This window comes from Stenotrophomonas sp. YJH_SMC_110, from assembly GCF_059369255.1.
Genome location: NZ_JCAFSM010000001.1, coordinates 949,161 through 972,992 on the forward strand (window position 1 = coordinate 949,161; position 23,832 = coordinate 972,992).

The window sequence follows — 23,832 nt, forward strand, 5'->3', positions numbered from 1 at the left end:
TCAGGCGGCTGCCTGGTCCGGCAGCAGTCCATGCACGACATCGACGATGTCCTGCACGGTGCGCACGGCCTTGAACGCTTCCGGCTGCAGATTGCGGCCGAGCAGCGGCTTGAGCTGCACGATCAGGTCGACCGCATCGATGCTGTCGATGTCCAGGTCGTCGTACAGGCGGGCCTCGGGGGTGATCCGGGCGGTTTCGATCTCGAAGCTGTCGGTCAGGATGCTGACGATGCGTTCGAACAGTTCATTCTTGGTCATGGCAATTCCTGGCGCCGTTACGACTGGCGGGCGGCGACGAACTCGCCGAGCGCGCGCACGCTGGAGAAATGGCGACGGGTTTCTTCCGAATCGGCCGAGAGGCTGACACCGTACTTCTTCTGCAGCGCCAGGCCCAGTTCCAGCGCGTCGATCGAATCCAGGCCGAGGCCCTCGACGAACAGCGGCGCGGTCGGATCGATGTCCTCCGGCGTGATGTCCTCCAGCGAAAGGGAGGAAATGATCAATTCCTTGATCTCGTGCTCAAGTGCTTGCACGGGGCGGATCTCCAGACAGGTCGAAATAACGAGAAAGGTGCTCGGTGACGCGGCGTGCTGCCAAGGCATCCCCCCTTGGCGAGTCGTCATCGGCCAGGAAGGGCGCGATCGGGATATCTTCGCCGATCTGCAGCCGAACGTGAAAGCGACGTGAGGGGACACGATACCACTTCTGTCCCTTGGTCAACGTCGGCGGGGTGCAGGTGATCCGTACCGGGGTGATGTCCAGCCGGCCGCGGACGGCGATGTTGGCGGCCCCGCGCTGCAGCCGCGGCGGTTGGCCCGGCACGCTGCGGGTGCCCTCCGGAAAGATCACCAGGGTACCGCCGGCATGCACCGCCGCTACGCAGTCGTCGACCAGGCCGGCCCCGTCATCGTTGGCGATGTAGCCGGCCGCCCGCACCGGGCCGCGCATGAACGGGTTGCAGGCCACGGCCCGCTTCACCACGCAATCGGCGTTGGGCAGCAGCGAGATCAGGCAGACCACGTCGATCAGGGTCGGGTGATTGGCCAGAACCAGCAAACCGTCGCGCTGCAGGCGTTCCCCGCCCTCGATCTGGTAGGTCATCACCCCCAGCGCACGCATCAGGCGCAGGTGGCTGGCAAAGGCGACCTGGACCACGCGGCGGGCCCGGCGGCGGCGGACCACCGGGTCGCGCATCAGCAGCAGCACCGGCATCACCAGCACGCCCAGCAGCAGGCCGCCCACGCCAAATGCGGCGAAGCTCAGGCCGGTGCCGAACACCCGCCAGGCATGATCGAGGCGGCGCAGCGCCTCAGCCACGGCGTCCCCAGCGCCAGCGCTGGCCCTGGGCCACGTGCTCCAGCGCCGGCGCGCCAGACAGCAGGAAGCGGTGCAGGTCCAGCGCGTGCGGCAGCGTGCCCGGGGCGGTGGCGGTGGCCTCCGGCGCCGCCTCCCATTGCAGCGAGAGCGTCGGCTGGCCCGCTGTCGGCGCGGTCAAACGCCAGCACCAGGCAAAGAACGGGTCGGGTTCGTCGGCAAACGTCGCGTAAATTTCAGGAAGCGGCGACTCATAGACCACCACCCGCACTTCGCGGGCACCATCGGCCAGCAGCCCGGCGGCCTCCAGGCAGGCGGTCTCGACCGTGGCCTGGCCGGCGGCCAGCGCCAGGTAGTTGCCGCGGTGGCCGCGGGCGATCGAGTACAGCGCCGCGATCGCGTTGTGCACCGACAGGCCGAACCCGGTGGGGGACAGGGGCTGATCGCTGGCCAGCGCCCCCAGCAGGTCCATCGAACGGGCCACGTCGCCGTGGCGGCTGGCGAACACCAGCGGCACCTGGCTGTCAGCGCCCTGCCCGTCCTCGCACCAGCAGGCAGCCTGGATCGCCATCCGGCCCAGCCGCTCGATGCGGCGGCGCTGCATCGCCGGGATCTCGGCCAACGCCGGCGTGTCTTCGCCCTGCGGCGGATACGGCGCATCGGCCCAGCCCAGCCACTGGCTACGCTCGCTCAGGCCGGGCGCCCAGGCGGCCCAGTCGACGATGGAGAATTCGATCATTTAGCGATGGTGCTTCAACGGGAGAACGATAGGCACGAGCCATTACGGCGACGCGCGGCGGCCCCCCATTCCTGCAGCCGTGCGTCCGTCCAGGACGTCGCCGGCTGCCCCCCTGGCCGCCGGAAAGGAGCGCACGCTAGCACGTCCTGCGCGGGGTGTGCAGGTTTCACATTCCCCAACGCGGGGGCCGGCACCGGCCGGCCCCGCATTCAAACGATCAGTGGTAACCGGTGTCGGCGTGCACCTTGCCGCGGAACACCCGGTACGACCACGCCGTGTAGCCGAGGATGACCGGCAGCAGAATGACCAGCCCGACCAGGGTGAAGCCCAGCGAGGAGGCCGGCGCGGCGGCCTGCCACAGGGTCATCGACGGCGGCAGCAGGTAGGGCCACATGCCCAGCACCAGGCCAAGGAAGCCGAGCACGAACAGGGCCAGGCTGAGCAGGAACGGCGGCAGGTCGCGGCGCGGATGGGTCGCGCTGCGCCACAGCGCGGCCGCCACCGCCAGGGTCAGCAGCGGGACCGGCGACAGCCACCAGAAGTTGCCGTCGCTGAACCAGCGGTCCATCAACCGCGAATCGAGGAACGGCAGCCAGCTGCTCACCAGGCCCATCGCCGCGATCACCGCCACCACCAGCGGGCGGGTCATCTGCCGCGCCAGCGCCTGCACGCGCCCTTCCGTCTTCAGGATCAGCCAGGTGCTGCCCAGCAGCGCATAGCCGGCCACCAGCGCGGCACCGGTCAGCATCGCAAACGGGCTGAACCAGGCGAACGCGCCGCCCTGGTAGGCACCGTCCACCAGCGGGATGCCCTGCACCAGCGTGCCCAGGATCACGCCCTGGGCAAAGGTGGCCAGCAGCGAGCCCAGGCCGAACCCCACGCTCCACAGGCGGCGCGAACGATGTGCCTTGAAGCGGAACTCGAACGCCACGCCGCGGAACACCAGCGCCACCACCAGCAGCAGCACCGGCAGGTACAGCGCCGACAACAGCACCGCATAGGCCTTCGGGAACGCCGCCAGCAGCCCGGCGCCGCCCAGTACCAGCCAGGTCTCGTTGCCGTCCCAGATCGGCGCGGCGGTGTTCATCATCAGGTCCAGCTGTTCCTCGTCCTCGGCGAACGGGGCCAGGATGCCGATGCCGAGCACGAAGCCGTCCAGCACCACATACATCAGCACGCCGAAGCCGATCACCGCGAACCACGCCACCGGCAGCCAGGTCATCAGGTCCATGTCAGCGGTCCTCCAGGGGTTCGTCGGCCGCCGACAGCGGGCGTGCCGGCGTATGGCTGCCATGGTCCAGCGACGGCCCCTCGGCATACGGCTGCGGCCCGTGGCGCAGGATCTTCACCAGGTACCAGATACCCCAGCCGAACACGAAGGCATAGCCAACCACGTAGACGCCCAGCGACAGCGCGGTCATCCACGCACTCTGCGGGCCCACCGCATCAGCGGTGCGCAGTACGCCATACACCACCCACGGCTGGCGACCCATCTCGGTAACGAACCAACCCGACAGCAGCGCGATGAAACCGCTGGGCAGCATCCAGTTCCAGCCGCGCAGCAGCCACGGCGAATCCAGCAGCTTGTTCCGCCACAGCTGGAAGGCCGACACCCAGGCCAGCAGCAGCATCAGCGTGCCCAGCCCGACCATGATGCGGAAGGCGAAGAACACCGGCGTCACCGGCGGCCGTTCGCTGGCGGGTACCGAGGTGAGCGGATCGAAGGTGCCGTCCAGGCTGTGGGTAAGGATCACGCTGCCCAGCTTCGGAATGGCCACTTCGAAATCGTTGCGCTCTTCCTTCTCGTTCGGCAGCGCGAACACCACCAGCGGCACGCCTTCGCCTTCTTTGGTTTCATGCCAGTGCGCCTCCATCGCCGCGATCTTCATCGGCTGGTGCTTGAGCGTGTTCAGGCCATGCATGTCGCCAACGAAGATCTGCACCGGCACGGTCAATGCCGCGAATGCAACGGCGGCGATCAGCATGCGCCGCCCCGCTTCCACGTGCGTGCCCCTGCGCAGGTACCACGCACCGACGCCACCAATCACGAAACAGGTGGTGATGAACGAGCCCAGCGCCATGTGCGCCAGGCGGTACGGGAACGAGGGGTTGAACACCACCTGCCACCAGTCCACCGGATGCACGATGCCGTTGACCATCTCGTAGCCGGCAGGCGTATGCAGCCAGCTGTTGGACGACAGGATCCAGAACGTGGAGAACAACGTGCCCAGCGCCACCATGCAGGTGGACAGGAAATGCAGGCGCGGCGAGACCCGGCCCCAGCCGAACATCATCACGCCGAGGAAGCTGGCTTCCAGGAAGAACGCGGTCAGCACCTCGTAGGTCAGCAACGGGCCGATGACCGTACCGGCCACCTCGCTCAGCCGCGGCCAGTTGGTGCCGAACTGGAACGCCATGACGATGCCGCTGACCACGCCCATGCCGAACGACACCGCGAAGATCTTCTGCCAGAAGAAATACAGCTCGCGCCACACGGGCAACTTCGTGCGCAGCCAGCGCCATTCGATGAAGGCCAGCCAGCTGGCCGTGCCGATGGTGAAGGCCGGGAACAGCACGTGGAAACTGATGACGAATCCGAACTGGATCCGGGACAACAACAACGCGTCCAAGGGACGCCTCCTGCCTGTGACCGGTGGGATACCGGACCACTTTAGGAGGATTTCGTTAAGGTAGGATGCGACCGGGTGACGCGCTGCTTCACTTTGTCGCAGGGGTCAACCGTTCTGGTAGCTGCCAGCCTTGGTTGGCACACACGCCCAAACGCCGACCCAGGTCGGCATCTACCAACGGCGACTGGAACGGCCCACCGCCCGGAGGGCGCCTCAGAGCCAGAAATACCAGGCCGCTGCAGCCAGCAGCGCGCCAAACAACAGCACCTGCACCACCACATAGCCCACGCCACCGTCGCGCGACTCAGCGGCAATGCGCTTCTGCAGCACCTCGCTCACATCCGGCGTTGCTTCCTGCTGCGCCTGCTCGCGCAACGCCTGTGCCAGCACGCGCGCTTCCGCATCGCGAGGATCGGTGGGTGGGTTCACAGCAGCTCTCCGGCAGTGGCATGCCGCGTCAGTTCCTGCTTCAGGACCTGGCGCGCGCGGTGCAGGTGGCTCTTGATGGTACCGCGTGCCAGTCCGGTCACCTGCTCGATCTCGGCCAGATCGAAATCCTCCAGGTAATGCAGGCCGACGATCAGGCGCTGCGGCGCGCTCAGCCGTTCCAGTGCCGCGCCGAGCTGGCGCCCGGCCTGCAGCGCCTCGCTCAACTCGGCGGGCCCGGGGCCTTCATCGCCGATCCCCAGTTCCTCCGGCACCTCCACCGCCACCATCCATTGCGCCTCCAGCCGCCGCCGGCGCAGGTGCTGTAGTGCAGTGGTGTAGGCCACCCGCGAAACCCAGGTACGCAACGAAGATTCAAAGCGGAACCGGTGCAGCTGGCGGAACACGGCCAGGAAGGTTTCCTGCAGCAGGTCAGCCACCTGGTCGCGGTCGTCCACCATGCGTCCGATCACATGCGCGCAGGTGCGCTGGTGGGCTTCAACCAGTTGCGCGAAGGCCGACTGCGAGCCATCGATGATGGCCCGCACCAGGGCCTGGTCCGCGTCCAGCGCTTTGGCGGGAGCCGCCGTCGCCGCCGTATCCTCGCGGCGACGGCCCCGCAGTGCCGACAGCGCTTCGCCGAGCAGGCTCATGCGCGGGGCGCCCCCTGTGCCCGTGGCATGCGCCGGCTCAGCCCTTGCGTGCGGCAGGACGGGTGAAGTGCCAGGCCAGCAGCTGGCCCAGGCCGGCACTGCCGACCAGCGCGGCAGCGGCACCGAAGGTCAGGTCACGCGCACCGATGGCCTCCAGCAGGGCCATGGCCAGGGCCAGGCAGACCAGGCTGATGCCCCAGCGCAACGCCCCCTGGCGGCGCCGCTCTTCTTCCAGCACGGCCAGCGAGCGGATCACTTCCTCCGGCACGTGCGGGGCCACCAGCTTGCTGCGCGCGCGCGCATCGGCAATGGCATGGATCGCGTAGGCGATGCAGATGAAGAGGGTGATCGGGATCAGTTCCTGCATGGTCGGGCTCCTGTTCGATGGATGATGCGGGTTCAGGAGAATGGATGCGCGACCACGGCAACCGGTTGCACTAGCTGCCTGCCACCTCGTCGCTGGCGCCGGGCGTGTCCGCCGGGTCCGGGAAATAGGTCTCCACCTGGAAACCCAGCTGCAGGTCCGCCAACAGTCGCAGCAACTGCTGATCCAGCACAAAACCCGCCCATGCGGTCTTTCCAAAGATGCCGACACGCACGCCGATCGAAGCCCCCTCCTGCAGCAGTTCCCCGATCACATCGGCGCGTGCCCGCAGGAGATCGACCAACGCCGGCCAGGCATCCATCAGCCAGCCGTCCTTGCCCCTCTCCAGTACGAACACCACGCGGGTCTCCGCATGCCCGCTGATCAGGCTGCCGTCGCGATCCCGGTATCCGGTTCCGACGTCTCGGGAAAACGCCGGTTCCAGATCCAACCGGGCGGCAATCCCGGCGCCGGCCTCTGTTGGGTGCTGCACGCGCAGCGAGATCCTGTAGTCGTAGCAGTACATATCGGTTCCATCCGAACGGAATGGCCATCATGCCGCACACGCCGTCGCAGCGACCTGGAGGGGGCCATTTTGCCGATTCCGCTGCCATGACCTGTGGCCCCTGCCCCGGGCCCGTGCGGCTGCTACGCTTGCCCGGTTTCCTCTACTGGTGCCGTCCGCCCATGTCCCGAGTGCTGCCCCTGTCCCTCCTGCTGTCGGCCGTGCTGGCCGCACCGGCTGCGCATGCCGCGCCGACGCCGATCACCATCGAACAGGCCATGGCCGACCCGGACTGGATCGGTCCGCCGGTCGAGAAGGCCTGGTGGTCGTGGAACAGCCAGCAGGTGGAGTACCAGCTCAAGCGCAACGGCAGCCCGGTACGCGATACCTTCCGCCAGCCGGTGGCCGGTGGCGTGGCCGCGCAGGTGGCCGATGACCAGCGCGGCACCCTGGACGTGGCCGAGCCGGTCTACGACCGCAGCCGCAGCCGCAGCGCCTTCGTGCGCAATGGCGATGTGTTCGTGCGCGACCTGCGCAGCGGCGCGCTGACCCAGCTCACCCGCAGCAACGAGCGCGCGGGCAACGTGAACTTTGCCGCCGACAACGGCGTGATCTGGCGCGTCGGCCAGAACTGGTTCCACTGGACCGCCGCCAGCGGCGTGCAGCAGGTGGCCAGCCTGAAAGCCGAGAAGGACCCGCGTACGCCGCCGAAGGCCGACGTGCTGCGCGACCAGCAGCTGCGCACGCTGGAAACCCTGCGCCGCGACCGCGAGCAGCGCGAGGCATTGAAGGACCAGGACCAGCGCTGGCGCCAGGCCGACCCGACCCGTGCGCCGGGCCCGGTCTACCTGGGCGCCGACGTCGAGATCGGTGACAGCGTGCTGTCGCCGGACCTGACCCACCTGATCGTGGTGACCAAGCCGAAGGACTTCGACGACGGCCGCACCAGCAAGATGCCGCTGTACGTGACCGAATCGGGCTACGAGGAAACCGAGGACACCCGCACCCGCGTCGGCCGCAACGGCTTCGAGCCACACACCCTGTGGTACGTGGACGTGCGCACCGGCAAGGCCGAGAAAGTCTCGCTGTCCAGCCTGCCGGGCATCAGCACCGACCCGCTGGCCGAGCTGCGCCGCAAGGCCGGCAAGGATGCGCTGAAGGGCGAGCGCAGCGTGCAGGTGATGAGCGACTTCATGGGCGGCGGCATCCGCTGGAGCGCCGACGGCCAGCAGGCCGCGGTGATGCTGCGTGCCAACGACAACAAGGACCGCTGGATCATCAGCGTCAACGCCGCCGACGGCCGCGTGCAGAACCGCCACCGCCTGACCGACAACGCCTGGATCAACTGGGGCTTCAACGATTTCGGCTGGATGGCCGATGGCCGCACGCTGTGGCTGCTGTCCGAGGAATCGGGCTTCTCGCACCTGTACACCCAGGCCGGCACCGCCAAGCCGCAGGCGCTGACCAGCGGCAAGTGGGAAACCTCGGCACCGGTGCCGTCGGCCGATGGCAAGGGCTTCTATTTCCTGTGCAACCAGCAGGCGCCGCATGACTACGAAGTCTGCGCGGTCGACACCGGCAACCGCCAGGTGCGCGAGCTGACCAGCCTCAACGGCGTGGAAGACTTCTCGCTGTCGCCGGACGGCCAGCAGCTGCTGGTGCGTTACTCCGGTGCCTACCTGCCGCCGCAGCTGGCGGTGCTGCCCAGCACCGGCGGCCAGGCACGCGTGCTGACCGACACCCGCACCGCCGACTACAAGGCACGCCAGTGGATCCAGCCGAAGCTGGTCGCGGTACCGTCCAGGCACGGTGCCGGCGTGGTCTGGGCCAAGTACTACGAGCCGGAAAACAAGGAGCCGGGGAAGAAGTACCCGATCGTGATGTTCGTCCACGGCGCCGGCTACCTGCAGAACGTGCACCAGCGCTACCCGGCCTACTTCCGCGAGCAGATGTTCCACAACCTGCTGGTGCAGAAGGGCTACATCGTGCTGGACATGGATTACCGCGGCAGCGAGGGCTACGGCCGCGACTGGCGCACGGCCATCTACCGCAACATGGGCCACCCGGAACTTGAAGACTACAAGGACGGCCTGGACTGGCTGGTCGACACCCAGCAGGGCGACCGTGACCACGCCGGCATCTACGGCGGCTCCTACGGCGGCTTCATGACCTTCATGGCGCTGTTCCGTTCGCCGGGCACGTTCAAGGCCGGCGCCGCGCTGCGCCCGGTGGTCGACTGGCACAACTACAACCACGGCTACACCAGCAACATCCTCAACACCCCGGACATCGATCCGGAGGCGTACCGCGTGTCCTCGCCGATCGAGTACGCGCAGAACCTGCAGGACAACCTGCTGATCGCCCACGGCATGATGGATGACAACGTGTTCTTCCAGGACTCGGTGAACCTGACCCAGCGCCTGATCGAACTGCACAAGGACAACTGGTCGATCGCACCGTACCCGCTGGAACGCCACGGCTACGTGCGTGCCGATTCCTGGCTGGACCAGTACAAGCGCATCCTCAAGCTGTTCGAGCAGAACCTGAAGTGAGCAACGCCGCGGCCACGATCCGGATCGTGGCCGCGGTCATCCTGGATGACCGCGGCCGGGCGCTGCTGGTGCGCAAGCACGGTGCCCGCCGCTTCATCCAGCCCGGTGGCAAGCCCGAACCCGGCGAAGCACCGCTGCAGGCGCTGGCCCGCGAACTGCACGAGGAACTGGGCGTGCAGCTGTGCACCGGTGCCGCCATCGCACTGGGCACGTTCGAGGACTGGGCAGTGAACGAGCCCGGCCACCGCGTGCAGGCCCAGGCCTGGTGGGTGCAGGTGGACGGTACGCCGCAGGCGTGCGCCGAAATTGCCGAACTGGCCTGGGTGCCGCTGCAACCACCGCATGGCCTGCCCTTGGCACCCTTGAGCGAACACCATATCCTGCCGGCGGTCGCCACCCGGGTGACGGCCCGCTGAGCAGGCGGGCGCCGACTGCAAGGACATCGGATGTCAATGTCGATCCCGTCGATCCCCTCGCTGCCTTCCCCGGCCTATCACGCCTGGGTGCGTCCTGTCGCACAGGCCTCGTTCTGGCTGTCACTGGTGCTGACGATCTACTTCGTGCTGCAGGGACTGGTGCTGTGGCCGTTGCACAACCTCGCGCTGTGGCGCCTGGTGGAAAGCGAAGTGCAGCACCAGCAGCTGCACAGCCTGATCTGGCTGCTGGCGCACCCGGTAGCCGCATCGATGGTCGTCGCGCTGTTGTGCCTGGCCTCGACCGTATCCAGCTGGGGCCTGCTGCGCGAACGGCGCTGGGGCCTGTGGAGCTTCGTGGTACTGCTGCTGCTGAGTGGCCTGACCAACTTCGCGGCCGCCTGGTGGCTGGACCTGTTCATGGGCGACTTCATTCCGCTGCTGGCCAATGACCCGGCCCTGCTGCAGGAGCTGCAGCTGAAACGCTGGCTGATCACGCTGACCGTGGTCGGCATGTCGTTCGTGCTTCTCGGCCTGCAGGGCTGGCTGGCCTGGCGCCTGCTGCGGCCGGATGTGCGCTCGCGCTTCCACTGAGTTCTACCGATCCCCGTTCGACAAGGACTGTCGCATGCGCTTGCTGATGCTTCTTCCCGCACTGCTGTTCGCCGCGCTGCCTGCCAGCGCCGACGCGTTGCAGTGTGGCGAATACCGCAGCGCCGATGGCGGCACGGCGCTCGTGTTCACCACCTCCAGCAGCGGCTACCGCCACAACGACATCCGTGAACGGGAGCCGCTATGGGTCGATCGCAGTGCGGCGCAGACCCGGTTGGTCATGCTCGACGATGGCGTGGCGCAACCGATCCGGATCAGTGCCGATGGACAGCGCATCGAGGACGACGTGGTGACCTACACGCTGAGCCACTCCCGCGCCTGCGCCATCGAGCCCAGCGTGATGGACGGCAGCTGTCGCGCCGCCGGCAGCCACTGCATCGCGCAGCTGCCCACGGCCTCACCCGGCCAGGCCCTGCGCGCGTGCAACGAAGGCGTTGGCGCAGGCTGCTCGACGCTGCTGCGACAACTGCGCGAGGACAGCGCAGCAGTAGCCGATGACACCGGCCCGGCCCGCTTCGAGCGCCCGGGCATCTGCCGCGAACCCACACCTGGGCATGATCCGGGGGCCTGCGAGACGCAAACCAGTGATGCGCTGGCTGCCGCCATGCAGCAATTGGGCGAACGTCTGCAACAGGTAGACGAAGACGCGCTGGATTCGCCGCTTCCGGGCGCTGCACGTGATCGTCTGCAGCAGCTGTGCCTGCAACACCGTGGTGGTCGCTTCTGCACCGAGGTTGCCGAGCAGCAGTTGATCGCGCTGGAACCCGCGCTGGCCGTGCAGGCGCTGCAGGTCATCTGCGATGCGGGGCGCGCCAGTGCCTGCGAACGTATTGCGCCATTGCGTGAACTCGGCGCCGATCTACGCCTGGTGCCGCTCCGGCAGGTGCCGTGTGGCCGCTACCAGGCCGAGGGCGGCCAAGTCGACAGGCTCGACTTCGGCGACGGCACGCGCGGCCGCCTGTATGACGGCGCCATCCACCTGCAGCAGGACGGCGAAACCCTTGTCCTGCGCCAGCTGGGCAACGGCGACCTGCTTGGCATGGATACGCAGACCGGTTACCAGCGCTACCAGCCGGTGCCCGGCACGGCACAATGCACGCCCCCGCGCGAGGGCCGTGATTCGCCGTAGCGCCTGGAGTTTCCCGTTCGATCGTCAAGGAGACGACATGCATTCACCCGCACCGCGCCGCCGCTGGCTGGTCTGGGCGCTGCTGCTGGCCGCGCCGATGGCCGCCGCACAGTCACCGCAATGCGGCCTGTTCAAGGCCGACGAAGGCAGCGGCACGCTGCGCATCAGCTCACCGAACCGCGGCGAGCAGAAGCACTTCGGCAGTGCGCCGTCTCCGGTCGCGTTCCAGCAGATCGACGGAAAGCTGCAACTGGTGAACCTGGAGTACGGCCTGCCCAGCGCGTTGCAGGTGCGCGATCGTGGCCGCACCGTCGAGGTGGATGGCACGGTCTACATCCTGCAGGCCCCCGCACAGTGCGCCGCCGCAGCCAGGCCGGCTGAAGGCAGCTGCTTGGCCGATGCGGCGGCGTGCCTGGACAACCGCCGTGAAGCGCCCCCGGCCGCGCTGGAAGCAGGGTGCCGGGAAGGCGTGCCCGGCATGTGCCTGCAGCTGGCCGATCGCTGGCATGACGAGGCCAGGGCGCCGGCCACGCCGGATGAGGCGCAGCAACAGGCCATCCTCGATACCGCACTGGCCGGCATCGAACTGCCTGTGCCGTGCCGGAATGGCGGCTTCAGCAACGAGACACCGGCCTGTGCAGCGGCGCTGGAAGCGGATCCGGCGCTGCAGGAGCAGATCGTCAAGGCCGCGATGGGTGCGGCGATGGTCGAAGCCGTGAGCTCCGTGCTGTCACCCTCCACGCCGGTGGTGGTGCCGGCCGCGCAGCGCCAGCAGCTGTTGCAGTTGTGCCAGCAGGTCGGCCATGGCGGCTTCTGCAGCCGCGTGGCCGAGCTCTCGTGGGAATCCGGCGACCCCTTGCAGGCGGTGCAGGCACTGACCACAGCGTGCGCGCCCGGTAAGGAAAGCGCCGCCTGCGAGCGCCTGCCTGCATTGCAGGCGCTGGGCGCCTCGTTGCGGCCGCAGCCGGCTACGGCGCTGCCCTGCGGCACCTTCCGCGCCGCAGGTGGCCTGATGGATACGCTGGACTTCGGCGATGCAGGACGGGTCGGCATCGGCTGGGACAGCCAACTGCGTGCTCGTGTCGAAGACGGCGACATCCGCATCCGCCACGACAAGGGCGGCGACTTCGTGCTGCGGCCGTTGCCCGGGGGCCAGCTGCTGGGCCTGGACACGTGGACACGCTTCCAGGTGTTCGTGCCGACCGGCGAGGGCGCGAGCACCTGCAGCCCGCCGAAACACTACACGGTGCTGCCGCTGCCTCAGGACTGCCCGCAGGCGCTGGCCAGCGGCGGTGCCGAAGCCTGCTGCGCGCAGGGTAAGCTGCAGGGCTGCAACATTCTTGGCAACCGTCTCGCGCTGTCCGGCCAGTGGCGGCAGGCGGCAGAGCACTACACCACCGTGTGCCGTGCCGGCGTGCGCGAGGGCTGCGAAAACCTGGTCGCAGCGCAGGGCCGCAGCAGCGACATCGACGCCCATGCGACGCTGGAGCGGCTGTGTGCCGCCGACCGCAGCGGCCGCCACGTCGCCTGCGACGTGCTGGACACCGGAAACTGGAGCGCCCTGGAGCTGGGCCGTGTCCTGCAGGAGGCGGTGGACGAAGCGACGGCCGAGGACACTCCGGCACCGCGCGCTTCCAACCGCAAGCGATGAGCCGGCCAAGGCCTGCCCGCAGCTTCGGGCGGGCCCTGCGGTAAAGTAGCGCCATGAACGAATTCGAGCGCGTGCGCACCTACCTCACCGACCTGCAGGACCGCATCTGTGCGGCGATCGAGGCCGTCGATGGCCAGGCCCGCTTCCAGGAAGACCTGTGGCAGCGGGCCGAGGGCGGTGGCGGGCGTACCCGCGTGCTGCGCGACGGCGCGGTGTTCGAGCAGGCCGGCATCGGCTTCTCCGATGTGGCCGGCAGCCGCCTGCCGCCGTCGGCCTCGGCCAACCGCCCGGAACTGGCCGGCGCCTCCTGGCGCGCCACCGGCGTGTCGCTGGTGTTCCACCCGCTCAATCCCTACGTGCCGACCACCCATGCCAACGTGCGCTTCTTCCAGGCGCAGCGCGACGGCGAAGTGGTGGCCAGCTGGTTCGGCGGCGGCTTCGACCTGACTCCGTTCTACCCGTTCGACGAGGACGTGCAGCATTGGCACCGGGTCGCACGCAACCTGTGCACGCCGTTCGGCGACGAGCGCTATGCCGCGCACAAGCGCTGGTGCGATGAATACTTCTTCCTGCGCCACCGCAATGAAACGCGCGGCGTCGGCGGCCTGTTCTTCGATGACCTGCACGGCGATTTCGAGCGCGATTTCGCTTATCTGCGTGCGGTCGGTGATGGCTTCCTCGACGCCTACCTGCCGATCGTGCAGCAGCGCAAGGACGCCGCATATGGCGAGCGCGAACGCGAGTTCCAGCTGTACCGCCGCGGCCGCTACGTGGAGTTCAACCTGGTCTACGACCGCGGCACCCTGTTCGGGCTGCAGAGCGGTGGCCGCAGCGAAAGCATCCTGATGAGCCTGCCGCCGCGGGTGCGCTGGGAGTACGGCTTCACCCCGGAAGCGGGCAGCGCCGAGGCGCGCCTGGCCGACTACCTGGTGCCACGCGACTGGCTCTGATCGTCCGGCGCCACGCCTGATCCGTGGCGCCTTCTTACGCCTGTGGTGCGCCCCGCGCCGGACAGGCCCTGCACTGCCTCCTTCAAGGATGACCCCATGCCTGCTGCTGTTCCCTTCCGCCCCCGCGCCGCGGGCTGGCGCTCCCTGCTGTTGCTTGCATTGGCCTCGGCCAGCCTGCCGGCCGCCGCGCAATCGATGGCCTGCGGCACCTACAAGGACGTCGACGGCAACACCACGCTGACCATCGAAAGTGAAGGCCATGGTTTCCTGTCCGGCCCCTACCAGGCCACCGAGCAGCTGCGCATCGCCCGCCAGGAGGACGTGCTCGGCACCGGCAACCTGTCCACCGGCCGCCTGGAAAACTGGTACTTCTCGGACAACGATCGCACGATCAGCACCCCCTATCGCGAATTCACCCGCGAGCACACCGCCGTCTGCAAGACGATGCCGGAGCCCATCGAGGGCGGCTGCGTAATGAACACCTCCGAGTGCCTGGAGGCGTTGCCGGAAGCCGAACCGCTGAAGCTGCATGCCTGGTGCGCCGAAGGCGTGGGCGCGGCCTGCATGCAGCTGCTGGAGACCTACCAGCGGCAGGCCAAGGACGCAGCGCCGGCGCCTGCACGTTCCGAGCCGCCGATGCCGGAGATCTGCAAGGAGGATTCGGCGTCGTTCAATGCCGAGGGCTGCAGGGCGATCGCCGAGGTGGTCGGCGCCGAGATGATGGGCAAGGCCGTGCTCGGCCTGCAGCATTCGAACGACCCTGTCTTGCCGTCCGCGCAGCTCGATGAACTGGCCGCACTGTGCCGGCAGCAGCACGGCGAGGCGTTCTGCGCCGACGTTGCCGAGGCGCTGTGGAGTGGTGGGCGCCTGTTGCAGGCCCATGACGCGCTGCAGCTGTCGTGCGCCCAGCGCGCGGAGGGCGTGGCCTGCGGCCGCGCCGAGGCGCTTGCCCGACTGGCCTCGGTACCGGCCGCTGCACTGGCCCCGGTGCCGGCTTCCGCGCTGCCCTGTGGGAGCTATGAAGCGGAGTACGGCGTGCTCTCGCAGCTGCGCTTCCTCGATGGTGGCCTGATGGAAGCCGGGGGCCGCGACCAGCGCCTGCGCGCGAGCCTGCAGGACGGGCGCATCCTCATCCATCGCGACGTCGGCAGCGACTTCGTACTGCAGCCGCTGAAGAACGGAAACCTGGCCAGCGTCGACGGCGGCAACCGCTTCGCCTACTACGAGCGCAAGCCGGGCTCAGGCAATGCCAGCTGCGCACCGCCGGTGGCCTTCGCGGAGATCCCCCTGCCGCTGGACTGCCCGACCCTGGACCGCAAGGACGGCGCCAAGGCCTGCTGCACCGATGGCAAGCTGCTGGGCTGCAAGGTTGCCGGCGAGGCACTGTTCAAAAACGAACAATGGGCCGCATCGCGGTCCTACTTCCAGACGCTATGCAGCGCGGGTGTGCGCGAAGGTTGCCTGGCAATGGCCGCGGTGTATGCGCATACCGCGGATCCGAAGATTCCGCAGGCCATGGCGGCGATCTGCGCGAAGGACGGCAAGGGCACCCACGTCGCCTGCGATGTGGACGCGACGCGCAACTGGCCGGCGCTGAAGGCTGAAGCCGCTCCCTGAGGCCAGGCACCTGTTGAGCCGGGCATGGGCCCGGCGCTACGAGGTCAGGTGCTCTTCCGCGCGATGATCGTGATGTGCCCGGTCGTCTCCAGCAGGGCGATCTGCACGTCCTCGATCTGCAGGCCGCCCTGTTGGCGCAGCGCGGCATCGAAATCGGCCCGGCTGATCAGTTCGCGGCGGAGAACGCCCTCCAACAGCCGGCCATCACGCGCGATCACGGTGGGCTCTCCTTCGATCATCCGCTCCATGCGCCGATTCCGGGTGGTCAACCAGCCCACCCCGTAGTTCAGCACGATCAGGGTGGCCGCCAGCAGCAGGCCACCGCCCAGCGAGGTGTCGGTGCCCAGCAGCGCGTTCTGCACCGCGTTGCCCAGCAGCACGATCAGCAGCACGTCGAAAGGCGTGATCTGCCCCAGAGCCCGCTTGCCGCCCAGCCGGACCATGCCCAGCACCACGACATAGACCACCACCGCGCGCAGGATGAATTCCCACCACGGCATGGCCAGGGCGAACAGGTCGGGCATGGTCTTCCCCTGCGGAACGGTGGCCCAGCCTAGCACCTGGGGTCAGATCCCTTTGCCCGGCGGGCAAAGGGATCTGACCCCCAGTGTGTGTGTTCCGTAGGCGCAAATAAAAAGCCCCGCTGACCAGGGGGAGGTCAACGGGGCCGGGGAACGGGCACTTGGGGAGGAGTCCCCGTTCCGAGATCTGCTCCAGGGGATGGGAGAGATCCACAACAGGCGTTGCGCCTGTCGGGAGTTATAGAAGCACTTCGAACACTAACGGTTCGTGAAGGGACCCCATTTAATGAATTTCAATAGGGGCAACATTCATGGTCGAGTCAGAAACACCCGACTCATGAACAAATTCACGTCGTTTTCGGCCTGAAACACCGTCAGTGCGCTTCGTCCCAGTTGTTGCCGACGCCCGTGTCGACCACCAGTGGCACCCGCAGTTTGGCCGCTTGCGACATGCGCTCCACCACCTGCAAACGCAGGTCCTCGACGAAACTGCTTTCGGTTTCGAACACCAGTTCATCGTGCACCTGCAGGATCATCCGTGCCGGCGCCCCGCTGTCACGCAGCCACTGGTCCACATCCACCATCGCGCGCTTGATGATGTCGGCGGCAGTGCCCTGCATCGGCGCGTTGATCGCCGCGCGTTCAGCACCGGCACGCAGGCCCTGGTTGCGGGCGTGGATGTCGTTCAGGTACAGGCGACGGCCGAACAGGGTTTCCACGTAGCCCTGGTCACGGGCCTGCTGGCGCATCCGCTCCATGAAGTCGCGCACGCCCGGGTAGCGGCTGAAGTACAGCGCCACGTAGTCCTGCGCCTGGCCACGGTCGATGCCCAGGTTGCGGGCCAGGCCGAAGGCGCTCATGCCGTACATCAGGCCGAAGTTGATGGCCTTGGCGGCGCGGCGCTCGTTCGGGGTCACTTCCTCCAGCGTGCGCCCGAACACCTCGGCGGCGGTGGCACGGTGTACGTCGGCGCCCTGCTCGAAGGCACGCACCAGGCCCGGGTCCTCGGACAGGTGGGCCATGATCCGCAGTTCGATCTGCGAATAGTCGGCCGCCAGCAGCTGGAAACCTTCCGGGGCGATGAACGCGCGGCGGATGCGGCGGCCGTCCTCGGTGCGGATCGGGATGTTCTGCAGGTTCGGGTCCGACGAGGACAGGCGGCCGGTGGCGGCACCGGACTGGTGGTAGCTGGTATGCACCCGGCCGGTGTCCGGGTTGACCATCTCCGGCAGCTTGTCGGTGTAGGTGCTGCGCAGCTTGGCCAACCCGCGGTAGTCCAGGATCACCCGCGGCAACTCATGCTGGTCGGCAATCGCCTCCAGCGCCTCTTCATTGGTGCTGGGCTGGCCCTTCGGGGTCTTCACCACCGCCGGCAGCTTCAGCTCGTCGAACAGCACCGCCTGCAGCTGCTTGGGCGAATCCAGGTTGAAGCTGCGCCCGGCCAGCTCGGTGGCCTTCTGCTGCGCGGCCAGCATGCGCGAGGACAGGTCCTGGCTCTGCCGGCGCAGTTCGTCGGTGTCGATCCCCACGCCATTGGCTTCAATGCTGGCCAGCACCGGCACCAGCGGCATCTCGATGTTGCGGTACACGCTGTCCAGCGCCGGCTCGGCCAGCAGCTGCGGCTGCAATGCGTGGTGCAGGCGCAGGGTGATGTCGGCGTCCTCGGCGGCGTAGCGGCTGGCTTCGTCGATGCCCACCTGCGAGAACGGGATCTGCTTGGCGCCCTTGCCGGCCACGTCCTCGAACTTGATGGTGCTGTAGCCCAGGTAACGCAGCGCCAGCGAATCCATGTCGTGGCGGGTGGCGGTGGAATTGAGCGCGAAGCTCTCGAGCATGGTGTCGTCGTGGTAGCCCTGCATCGCCACGCCGTGGCGGCGCAGCACATGCAGGTCGTACTTGCCATGCTGGCCCAGCTTCTTCTTCGCCGGGTCCTGCAGCGCCGGGCGCAGTGCGTCCAGCACCTGCTGCATGGGCAGCTGGGCCGGCGCACCCGGGTAATCGTGGCCGACCGGAATGTACGCCGCCCTGCCCGGCTCGACGGCCAGGCTGATGCCCACCAGGCGCGCGCGCATCGCGTCCAGCGCATCGGTCTCGGTATCGAAGCTGATCAGTTCGGCCTGCTGCAGGCGTTCGACCCAGGCCTGCAGCTGCTCGGCGGTCAGCACGGTCTCGTACTCACCCGGCGCGGACAGTGCCGGATCCAGCGTGCCAGCGGCGGGCGCCTCGACGCTGCCACGGGCGAAGCCAGCGGCGGTGCCGCGCAGGCTCGGGGTCGCCTCGCTGGCGGCCACCGGTGCCGGCACCGGCGCGCCCAGCTCCTTCAGCGCCTGGGTGAAGCCATAGCGCGTATACAGCTCGGTCAGCTCCGGCACATCCTGCTCGCGCAGGGCCAGCGTGGTCGGGCTGGCGTCCAGCTGCACGTCGGTACGGATGGTCACCAGCTCGCGGTTCAGCGGCAGCCGCTCCAGTGCGGCACGCAGGTTCTCGCCGATCTTGCCCTTCATGGCCGGCGCGGCCGCCATCACCCCGTCCAGGTGCTGGTACTCGGCCAGCCACTTGGCGGCGGTCTTCGGCCCGCACTTCTCCACGCCCGGCACGTTGTCGACCGCGTCGCCCATCAGCGCCAGCAGGTCGATGATCTGGTCGGCGCGCACGCCGAACTTCTCCATCACCGCCGCATCCGAATCCATGCGGCTGCCGGTCATGGTGTTGACCAGCTCGATGCCCGGGCGCACCAGCTGGGCGAAGTCCTTGTCGCCGGTGGAAATGGTCACCTTCAGGTCCTGCGCCAGGCCCTGAAGGGCCAGCGTGCCGATCACATCGTCGGCCTCCACGCCGGGGATGCGCAGGATGCTGATGCCCAGCGCTTCGACGATGCGGCACATCGGCTCGACCTGGCTGCGCAGCTCATCGGGCATCGGCGGGCGGTTGGCCTTGTACTGGTCGTACAGGTCGTCACGGAAGGTCTTGCCCGGCGCGTCGACCACGAACGCGACGTAGGCCGGGCGCTCCTTCAGCGTCGAACGCAGCATGTTGACCACGCCGAACAGCGCGCCGGTGGGTTCACCCTGTGCATTGGACAGGGGCGGCAGCGCGTGGAACGCGCGGTACAGGTAACTGGACCCGTCGATCAGGACTAATCTGCTCATGTGCCGATTCTACGCGCCCGTGCCTGCACCGCGGCGACACGGCCCGTACACCGCGATGGGGCATAATCAGGGCTCTTTCCAGGCAAAGGCCCCGCCGATGAAGACCCTGATGCTGGCTTCCCTGCTCCTGCTCGCTGGCTGCGCCAGCATGGGTGGCGCGGGCGCTCCCCCGGTGGACGTCAAGGGCGCGGATGTATCCAAGCGCACCATGGACAACGGTGACACCATCGAGGAATACCGCGTGTCCGGCCAGCTGCGCATGGTCAAGGTGACCCCGTCGCGCGGTGCCCCGTTCTACATGTACGACAAGAACGGCGACGGCCGCATGGACAACGACAGGGACGGCGTGTCGCCGGTCTACTGGAAGCTGTACAGCTGGTGAGGTGACCGGGGTTGTGACCGGGGTCGGATCCCTTTCCACAGGAAAGGGCTCTGACCCCCTCGAAGCCACCGGCACGGCCCCGATCCCCCACAAAAAAACAACGCCGGCGCGCATCCTGCGGCCGGCGTCGGGTCCCCTCCCCGGGAACGCTTGAATCAGCGGGTATGGATCAGCGGATGACCAGCACCGGCAGCGTGCTGCGTGCCAGCACTTCGGCGGTCTGGCTGCCCAGCAGTACACGGGTCACGCCGCGGCGGCCGTGCGAGGTCATCACGATCAGGTCGCTGTTGCGCTCACCGGCGGTCTCGATGATGCCGTCGGCCGCATAGCGGTCCAGCACGTGTACCGGGTTGGCGGTGATGCCCTGCTCGGCGGCCTTGGCCAGCGCCGGCTGCAGCACCTTCTGCGCGCCTTCCTCGCGGTCGGCCTTGTATTCGGGGCTGTTCATGTAGCCCACGCTCCAGCCCATGGCGTCGTACATGCCGACGGCCCACGGCTCGGAAACAGTGACGATATCGACCTCGGCGTTGAGGTCCTTGGCCAGCTCCAAGCCCTTGGCCAGGCCCTTGTCGGCCAGTTCGGACCCGTCAGTGGCAATCAGGATGCGCTTGTACATGGTGGGGCTCCGTGGCGGTCTGCCAGATGGGAACGACACCATTGCACACCGTATGTGCAGGCGGCGCCTTGAGCAGGATCAATCCGGCGCCGCGCAGCGGCGTGTGCGCACCGTCACGTGGTCCGGGGGACAGGCTCGGCCCGCCCTCTTCTGTAGAGCCGAGCCCGTGCTCGGCTGCTTCTGGCGGGAAAAGTAGCCGAGCATGGGCTATGCCGGTCGTCCTGACCGGCACCCTTCGGGCCGTCGCAAGCGACGTTGGCAGCGGCTCCTGCCGCTACCTTCGGCTCTACAACAACGTCGCTCAGGCGATCTGCACCACGCGCGCGTTCTGGCACAGCGGGTAGCTGGCCACGAACTCGTCAATCGCATCGCGCATCGCCTCGAACGATTGGCCGTACATGTACAGCGCGGTCTCGGTCGGGCCCTGCCACCAGCTGCAGATCTCGCCCAGGCCGTCGATGTTCCCGGACAGCTGCTCGAACACGTGGTTGGAATCGCACTGTTCGTAGACCTCGTCCGGCAGGTTCAGGCCATCCAGGTAGATGCCCAGGCCTTCGGTCACGCCGAAGCTGCGATCGGCCTCGCCTGCGCCCTGTATCTGCGAACCCTTCGGTGCACCCAGCTGCTCCAGCAGGTCGATCAGCTTCGGCACGCCCGCGGCATCGACCAGTGCCACTTCGATATCGCCGTATTCGACCTCACCCAGGTCGGACATCGCGGTGCCGCCGCCGGTCAGCTCGCCCACCTGGGCCGCCTGCAGCAGCGCGTCGAGCGGATCCTCGAACAGTTCGTGGCGGTGCTCCGGCTGCAGCCGGGCGTTCAACTTCACGGTGACGTGCAGCGTGGGTTCGGTCATGGGGGCGTTCCTGGAAGAAGTGCCACCTATTGTAGAGCCGAGCCCATGCTCGGCTGCTTCTGGCCGGAAAAGCAGCCGAGCATGGGCTCGGCTCTACAACAGCCTGTCAACGCAGGAACGGCGTGACCTTGCGCTTCAGCAGTTCCACCAGCACCGGGTCCATGTACTCGTAGTCATCCGGAATATCCAGGCAGATCACCCGCTTGCCGTTCAACCAGGCCTTGTAGCGGCTGGACAGCCGGTTGCGGTGGGCGCGCTCCATCACGAACACGATATCGGCCCACTGCAGCAGCTCGGGGCTGAGCACTTCCTCGGCGTCGGCCAGCAGCCCGGCCGAGGCGGTCTCGATGCCCGGCCAATCGGCGAATACCTGCTCGGCCGTCGGGCTGCGCAGGCGGTTCTGGCTGCAGAGGAAGAGCACATTGCGGGTCATGAGCGCAGCCTAATGGGGGGCAGAGCCCTTTTCCAACGGAAAAGGCTCCGGCCCCAACCACGTGCATTCCGCGATGGGGTCAGAGCCCTCCCTGCGGGAGGAATCCGACCCCTCGACGGCGATCAGATCACCGTCAGGTTGGCGTAGGCCATCACCAGCCACTTGCTGCCGGCATCAGCAAACTCGACCTGCACGCGGGCGTGCGCGCCGCTGCCTTCGTAGTCGGTCACCATGCCTTCGCCGAACTTGGGATGGGTAACCAGCGCGCCGAGCTTGACCGGCGGCGCCTCGATCGAGGCATGGCCCATCACCCGGCTGGCGCCCATGGAGGCCGGCCGCGAGACCTGCACCTTCGGGCGCACTTCGTGCAGCAGTTCGCGCGGAATCTCGCGCAGGAAGCGTGACGGCAGGCTGTAGTTGTCCTGGCCGTGGATGCGGCGCGATTCGGCATAGCTCAGCACCAGCTTCTGGCGCGCGCGGGTGATGCCGACATAGGCCAGGCGGCGCTCTTCTTCCAGCCGCCCGCTTTCCTCCAGCGAGCGTGCGCTGGGGAATAGGCCTTCTTCCAGGCCGGCCAGGAACACCAGCGGGAATTCCAGGCCCTTGGCCGAGTGCAGGGTCATCAGCTGCACGCCCTCTTCGCCTGCCTGCGCCTGGCCCTCACCGGCCTCCAGCGCGGCATAGGCCAGGAACGCGACCAGCTCGTCCATGTCCTCGCCCACTTCCTCGATGTCGTCGGCCCGGCGCACGAAGCGCGAGGCGACCGAGACCAGTTCGTCGAGGTTGTCGGTGCGCGACTCCGAGTCCAGCGCGTTGCGGCTTTCCTTGCTCCAGTGCTCGCGCAGCTGCGAGCGGGCCAGCACGTGGTCCACGCGCTCGGCCAGGGTCATGTGCACGGTCTGCGCCTGCAGCTCGTTGACCAGCCCCAGGAAGCCGGCCAGCGCATTGCGCGCGCGTGCGGCCAGCGCGTTGCCCTGGGTGACCAGCATCGTTGCTTCCCACAGCGAGATACCCTGCGCGCGCGCCTCGCGGCGCACTTCGTCCAGCGTGCGGTCGCCGATGCCCCGGGTGGGGGTGTTGACCGCGCGCTCGAACGCGGCGTCATCGTTGCGGTTGGACAGCAGGCGCAGGTAGGCCAGTGCGTCCTTGATTTCGGCACGCTCGAAGAAACGCATGCCGCCATACACGCGGTATGGCACCTGCTCGCTCAGCAGCGCTTCTTCCAGCGCGCGCGACTGCGCGTTGCTGCGGTAGAGCACGGCCACTTCGGTGTAGCTGCCACCGTCGCGCACCCACTGGCGGGCACGCTCGACGATGTAGCGTGCCTCGTCCATCTCGTTGTACGCGGCGTACAGGTCGATCGGCTCGCCGTCACCGCTGTCGGTCCACAGCTGCTTGCCGATGCGATCCGGGTTGTGCGCGATCACCGCGTTGGCAGCGCCGAGGATGTTGGCGGTGGAGCGGTAGTTCTGCTCCAGGCGGATGGTCTGCGCGCCCGGGAAATCGCGCAGGAAGCCCTGCACGTTCTCGACCTTGGCGCCGCGCCAGCCGTAGATGGCCTGGTCGTCGTCGCCGACCACGAACACGTGGCCGGAATCACCGGCCAGCACGCGCACGAAGGCGTACTGGATGGCGTTGGTGTCCTGGAACTCGTCCACCAGGATCTCGCGGAAGCGGGCGCGGTAGTGCGACAGCAGCGCCGGGTTGTCGCGCAGCAGTTCGTGCGCGCGCAGCAGCAGCTCGGCGAAGTCGACCAGGCCGGCGCGGTCGCAGCGCGCCTGGTACTCGATGTAGGCCTGGCGCATGGTTTCCAGCCACGCGTCGTGGGGTTCGGGCTGGATGTGCTGCGGGCGGCGGCCCTCGTCCTTCTGCGCGTTGATCCACCACGCGATCTGCTTGGGCGGGTACTTGCCGTCGTCCAGCTCCAGCGCCTGCACCACGCGCTTGACCAGCCGCAGCTGGTCGTCCGAATCCATCACCTGGAAGCCTTCGGGCAGCTTCGCGTCCTGCCAGTGCAGGCGCAGCAGGCGGTTGGCCAGGCCGTGGAAGGTACCGATCCACATGCCACGGCTGCCATGGGGCAGCTGTGCGTCGATGCGGTGGCGCATTTCGCCAGCCGCCTTGTTGGTGAAGGTCACCGCGAAAATGCCATGGGTCGGCACGCCATCGACTTCATGCAGCCAGGCGATGCGGTGGGTGAGTACGCGGGTCTTGCCGGAACCGGCACCGGCCAGCACCAGGTGGTGACCGGGGGGAGCGGAGACGGCTTCGCGCTGGGCCGGGTTCAGGCCATCAAGCAGGTGGGAGACATCCATGCCCC

Annotated in this window: 24 protein-coding genes; 8 read left to right on the forward strand and 16 right to left on the reverse strand. The window is 67.9% G+C overall.

What is annotated here, in order from left to right:
* The 10 genes from AC5P6H_RS04255 to AC5P6H_RS04300 all read right to left on the reverse strand — a co-directional run bounded on the left by AC5P6H_RS04255 (window position 1) and on the right by AC5P6H_RS04300 (window position 6,652).
* Window positions 1–258, reverse strand: coding sequence for an acyl carrier protein (locus AC5P6H_RS04255; RefSeq protein WP_005411609.1), 258 nt, complete (start codon window positions 256–258; stop codon window positions 1–3).
* Window positions 259–275: 17 nt separating this feature from the next.
* Entirely contained in the window at window positions 276–533 is a 258-nt protein-coding gene (locus AC5P6H_RS04260) for a phosphopantetheine-binding protein (protein ID WP_005411610.1), read from the reverse strand.
* Window positions 520–1,317, reverse strand: coding sequence for a lysophospholipid acyltransferase family protein (locus AC5P6H_RS04265; protein ID WP_014038937.1), 798 nt, complete (start codon window positions 1,315–1,317; stop codon window positions 520–522). Before AC5P6H_RS04265 ends, AC5P6H_RS04260 begins: the two co-directional genes overlap by 14 nt.
* Window positions 1,310–2,053 (reverse strand): beta-ketoacyl synthase chain length factor, encoded by a 744-nt coding sequence (locus tag AC5P6H_RS04270; protein WP_014648849.1) that lies wholly within the window; start codon window positions 2,051–2,053, stop codon window positions 1,310–1,312. Before AC5P6H_RS04270 ends, AC5P6H_RS04265 begins: the two co-directional genes overlap by 8 nt.
* A gap of 217 nt (window positions 2,054–2,270) precedes the next feature.
* The gene (cydB, locus tag AC5P6H_RS04275; protein WP_032960627.1) at window positions 2,271–3,284 is read right to left on the reverse strand and encodes a cytochrome d ubiquinol oxidase subunit II; all 1,014 of its coding nucleotides are present in this window, start codon (window positions 3,282–3,284) and stop codon (window positions 2,271–2,273) included.
* 1 nt (window position 3,285) lies between these two features.
* Entirely contained in the window at window positions 3,286–4,683 is a 1,398-nt protein-coding gene (locus AC5P6H_RS04280) for a cytochrome ubiquinol oxidase subunit I (protein ID WP_111205369.1), read from the reverse strand.
* 213 nt (window positions 4,684–4,896) lie between these two features.
* On the reverse strand, window positions 4,897–5,112 hold the full coding sequence (locus AC5P6H_RS04285) for a hypothetical protein (protein ID WP_495202333.1): 216 nt from the start codon (window positions 5,110–5,112) through the stop codon (window positions 4,897–4,899).
* Window positions 5,109–5,762 carry a sigma-70 family RNA polymerase sigma factor gene (locus AC5P6H_RS04290; RefSeq protein ID WP_197605241.1) on the reverse strand — a complete coding sequence of 218 codons (654 nt, stop codon included), beginning with the start codon at window positions 5,760–5,762 and terminating at the stop codon, window positions 5,109–5,111. Before AC5P6H_RS04290 ends, AC5P6H_RS04285 begins: the two co-directional genes overlap by 4 nt.
* A 37-nt stretch (window positions 5,763–5,799) precedes the next feature.
* Window positions 5,800–6,129, reverse strand: a complete 330-nt coding sequence (locus AC5P6H_RS04295; RefSeq protein ID WP_005414880.1) for a hypothetical protein — start codon at window positions 6,127–6,129, stop codon at window positions 5,800–5,802.
* 70 nt (window positions 6,130–6,199) lie between these two features.
* The gene (locus AC5P6H_RS04300; protein WP_014648854.1) at window positions 6,200–6,652 is read right to left on the reverse strand and encodes a hypothetical protein; all 453 of its coding nucleotides are present in this window, start codon (window positions 6,650–6,652) and stop codon (window positions 6,200–6,202) included.
* 161 nt (window positions 6,653–6,813) lie between these two features.
* Here AC5P6H_RS04300 and AC5P6H_RS04305 point away from each other — a divergent pair, with 161 nt between their 5' ends.
* The 7 genes from AC5P6H_RS04305 to AC5P6H_RS04335 all read left to right on the forward strand — a co-directional run bounded on the left by AC5P6H_RS04305 (window position 6,814) and on the right by AC5P6H_RS04335 (window position 15,555).
* Window positions 6,814–9,183, forward strand: coding sequence for a S9 family peptidase (locus AC5P6H_RS04305; RefSeq protein WP_142235037.1), 2,370 nt, complete (start codon window positions 6,814–6,816; stop codon window positions 9,181–9,183).
* Window positions 9,180–9,599: an NUDIX hydrolase gene (locus AC5P6H_RS04310; protein ID WP_014648856.1), complete on the forward strand. Its 420-nt coding sequence runs from the start codon at window positions 9,180–9,182 to the stop codon at window positions 9,597–9,599. The genes AC5P6H_RS04305 and AC5P6H_RS04310 overlap by 4 nt, the downstream gene beginning before the upstream one ends.
* Before the next feature lie 30 nt (window positions 9,600–9,629).
* A complete protein-coding gene (locus tag AC5P6H_RS04315) occupies window positions 9,630–10,190 on the forward strand; it encodes a hypothetical protein (RefSeq protein WP_126411517.1) in 561 nt (186 codons plus the stop codon).
* 34 nt (window positions 10,191–10,224) lie between these two features.
* Window positions 10,225–11,337: a hypothetical protein gene (locus tag AC5P6H_RS04320; protein WP_445392016.1), complete on the forward strand. Its 1,113-nt coding sequence runs from the start codon at window positions 10,225–10,227 to the stop codon at window positions 11,335–11,337.
* A 37-nt stretch (window positions 11,338–11,374) separates the two neighbouring features.
* Window positions 11,375–12,988, forward strand: coding sequence for a hypothetical protein (locus tag AC5P6H_RS04325; protein WP_495202334.1), 1,614 nt, complete (start codon window positions 11,375–11,377; stop codon window positions 12,986–12,988).
* Between the two features lie 53 nt (window positions 12,989–13,041).
* Window positions 13,042–13,938, forward strand: a complete 897-nt coding sequence (gene hemF, locus AC5P6H_RS04330) for an oxygen-dependent coproporphyrinogen oxidase (protein ID WP_032960638.1) — start codon at window positions 13,042–13,044, stop codon at window positions 13,936–13,938.
* Window positions 13,939–14,034: 96 nt separating this feature from the next.
* A complete protein-coding gene (locus AC5P6H_RS04335) occupies window positions 14,035–15,555 on the forward strand; it encodes a hypothetical protein (protein WP_495202335.1) in 1,521 nt (506 codons plus the stop codon).
* A 44-nt stretch (window positions 15,556–15,599) separates the two neighbouring features.
* Here the strand turns inward: AC5P6H_RS04335 and AC5P6H_RS04340 are convergent, their stop codons facing one another.
* Window positions 15,600–16,079: a DUF421 domain-containing protein gene (locus AC5P6H_RS04340; RefSeq protein WP_046433229.1), complete on the reverse strand. Its 480-nt coding sequence runs from the start codon at window positions 16,077–16,079 to the stop codon at window positions 15,600–15,602.
* A gap of 371 nt (window positions 16,080–16,450) precedes the next feature.
* Complete coding sequence (gene polA, locus AC5P6H_RS04345) at window positions 16,451–19,225, reverse strand: DNA polymerase I (protein WP_495202336.1); 2,775 nt, start codon at window positions 19,223–19,225, stop codon at window positions 16,451–16,453.
* Between the two features lie 97 nt (window positions 19,226–19,322).
* Here polA and AC5P6H_RS04350 point away from each other — a divergent pair, with 97 nt between their 5' ends.
* The gene (locus AC5P6H_RS04350) at window positions 19,323–19,607 is read left to right on the forward strand and encodes a DUF2782 domain-containing protein (RefSeq protein WP_111205376.1); all 285 of its coding nucleotides are present in this window, start codon (window positions 19,323–19,325) and stop codon (window positions 19,605–19,607) included.
* Between the two features lie 169 nt (window positions 19,608–19,776).
* Here AC5P6H_RS04350 and AC5P6H_RS04355 read toward each other — a convergent pair whose 3' ends face one another.
* The 4 genes from AC5P6H_RS04355 to uvrD form a co-directional block, all read right to left on the reverse strand.
* Entirely contained in the window at window positions 19,777–20,223 is a 447-nt protein-coding gene (locus tag AC5P6H_RS04355; RefSeq protein ID WP_005411629.1) for a universal stress protein, read from the reverse strand.
* A 301-nt stretch (window positions 20,224–20,524) separates the two neighbouring features.
* On the reverse strand, window positions 20,525–21,079 hold the full coding sequence (locus AC5P6H_RS04360; RefSeq protein WP_014648865.1) for a hypothetical protein: 555 nt from the start codon (window positions 21,077–21,079) through the stop codon (window positions 20,525–20,527).
* 106 nt (window positions 21,080–21,185) lie between these two features.
* Window positions 21,186–21,512, reverse strand: coding sequence for a low molecular weight protein tyrosine phosphatase family protein (locus AC5P6H_RS04365; protein WP_032960648.1), 327 nt, complete (start codon window positions 21,510–21,512; stop codon window positions 21,186–21,188).
* Window positions 21,513–21,634: 122 nt separating this feature from the next.
* Window positions 21,635–23,827, reverse strand: a complete 2,193-nt coding sequence (uvrD, locus tag AC5P6H_RS04370; RefSeq protein WP_014648867.1) for a DNA helicase II — start codon at window positions 23,825–23,827, stop codon at window positions 21,635–21,637.
* Between the last annotated feature and the right edge of the window lie 5 nt (window positions 23,828–23,832).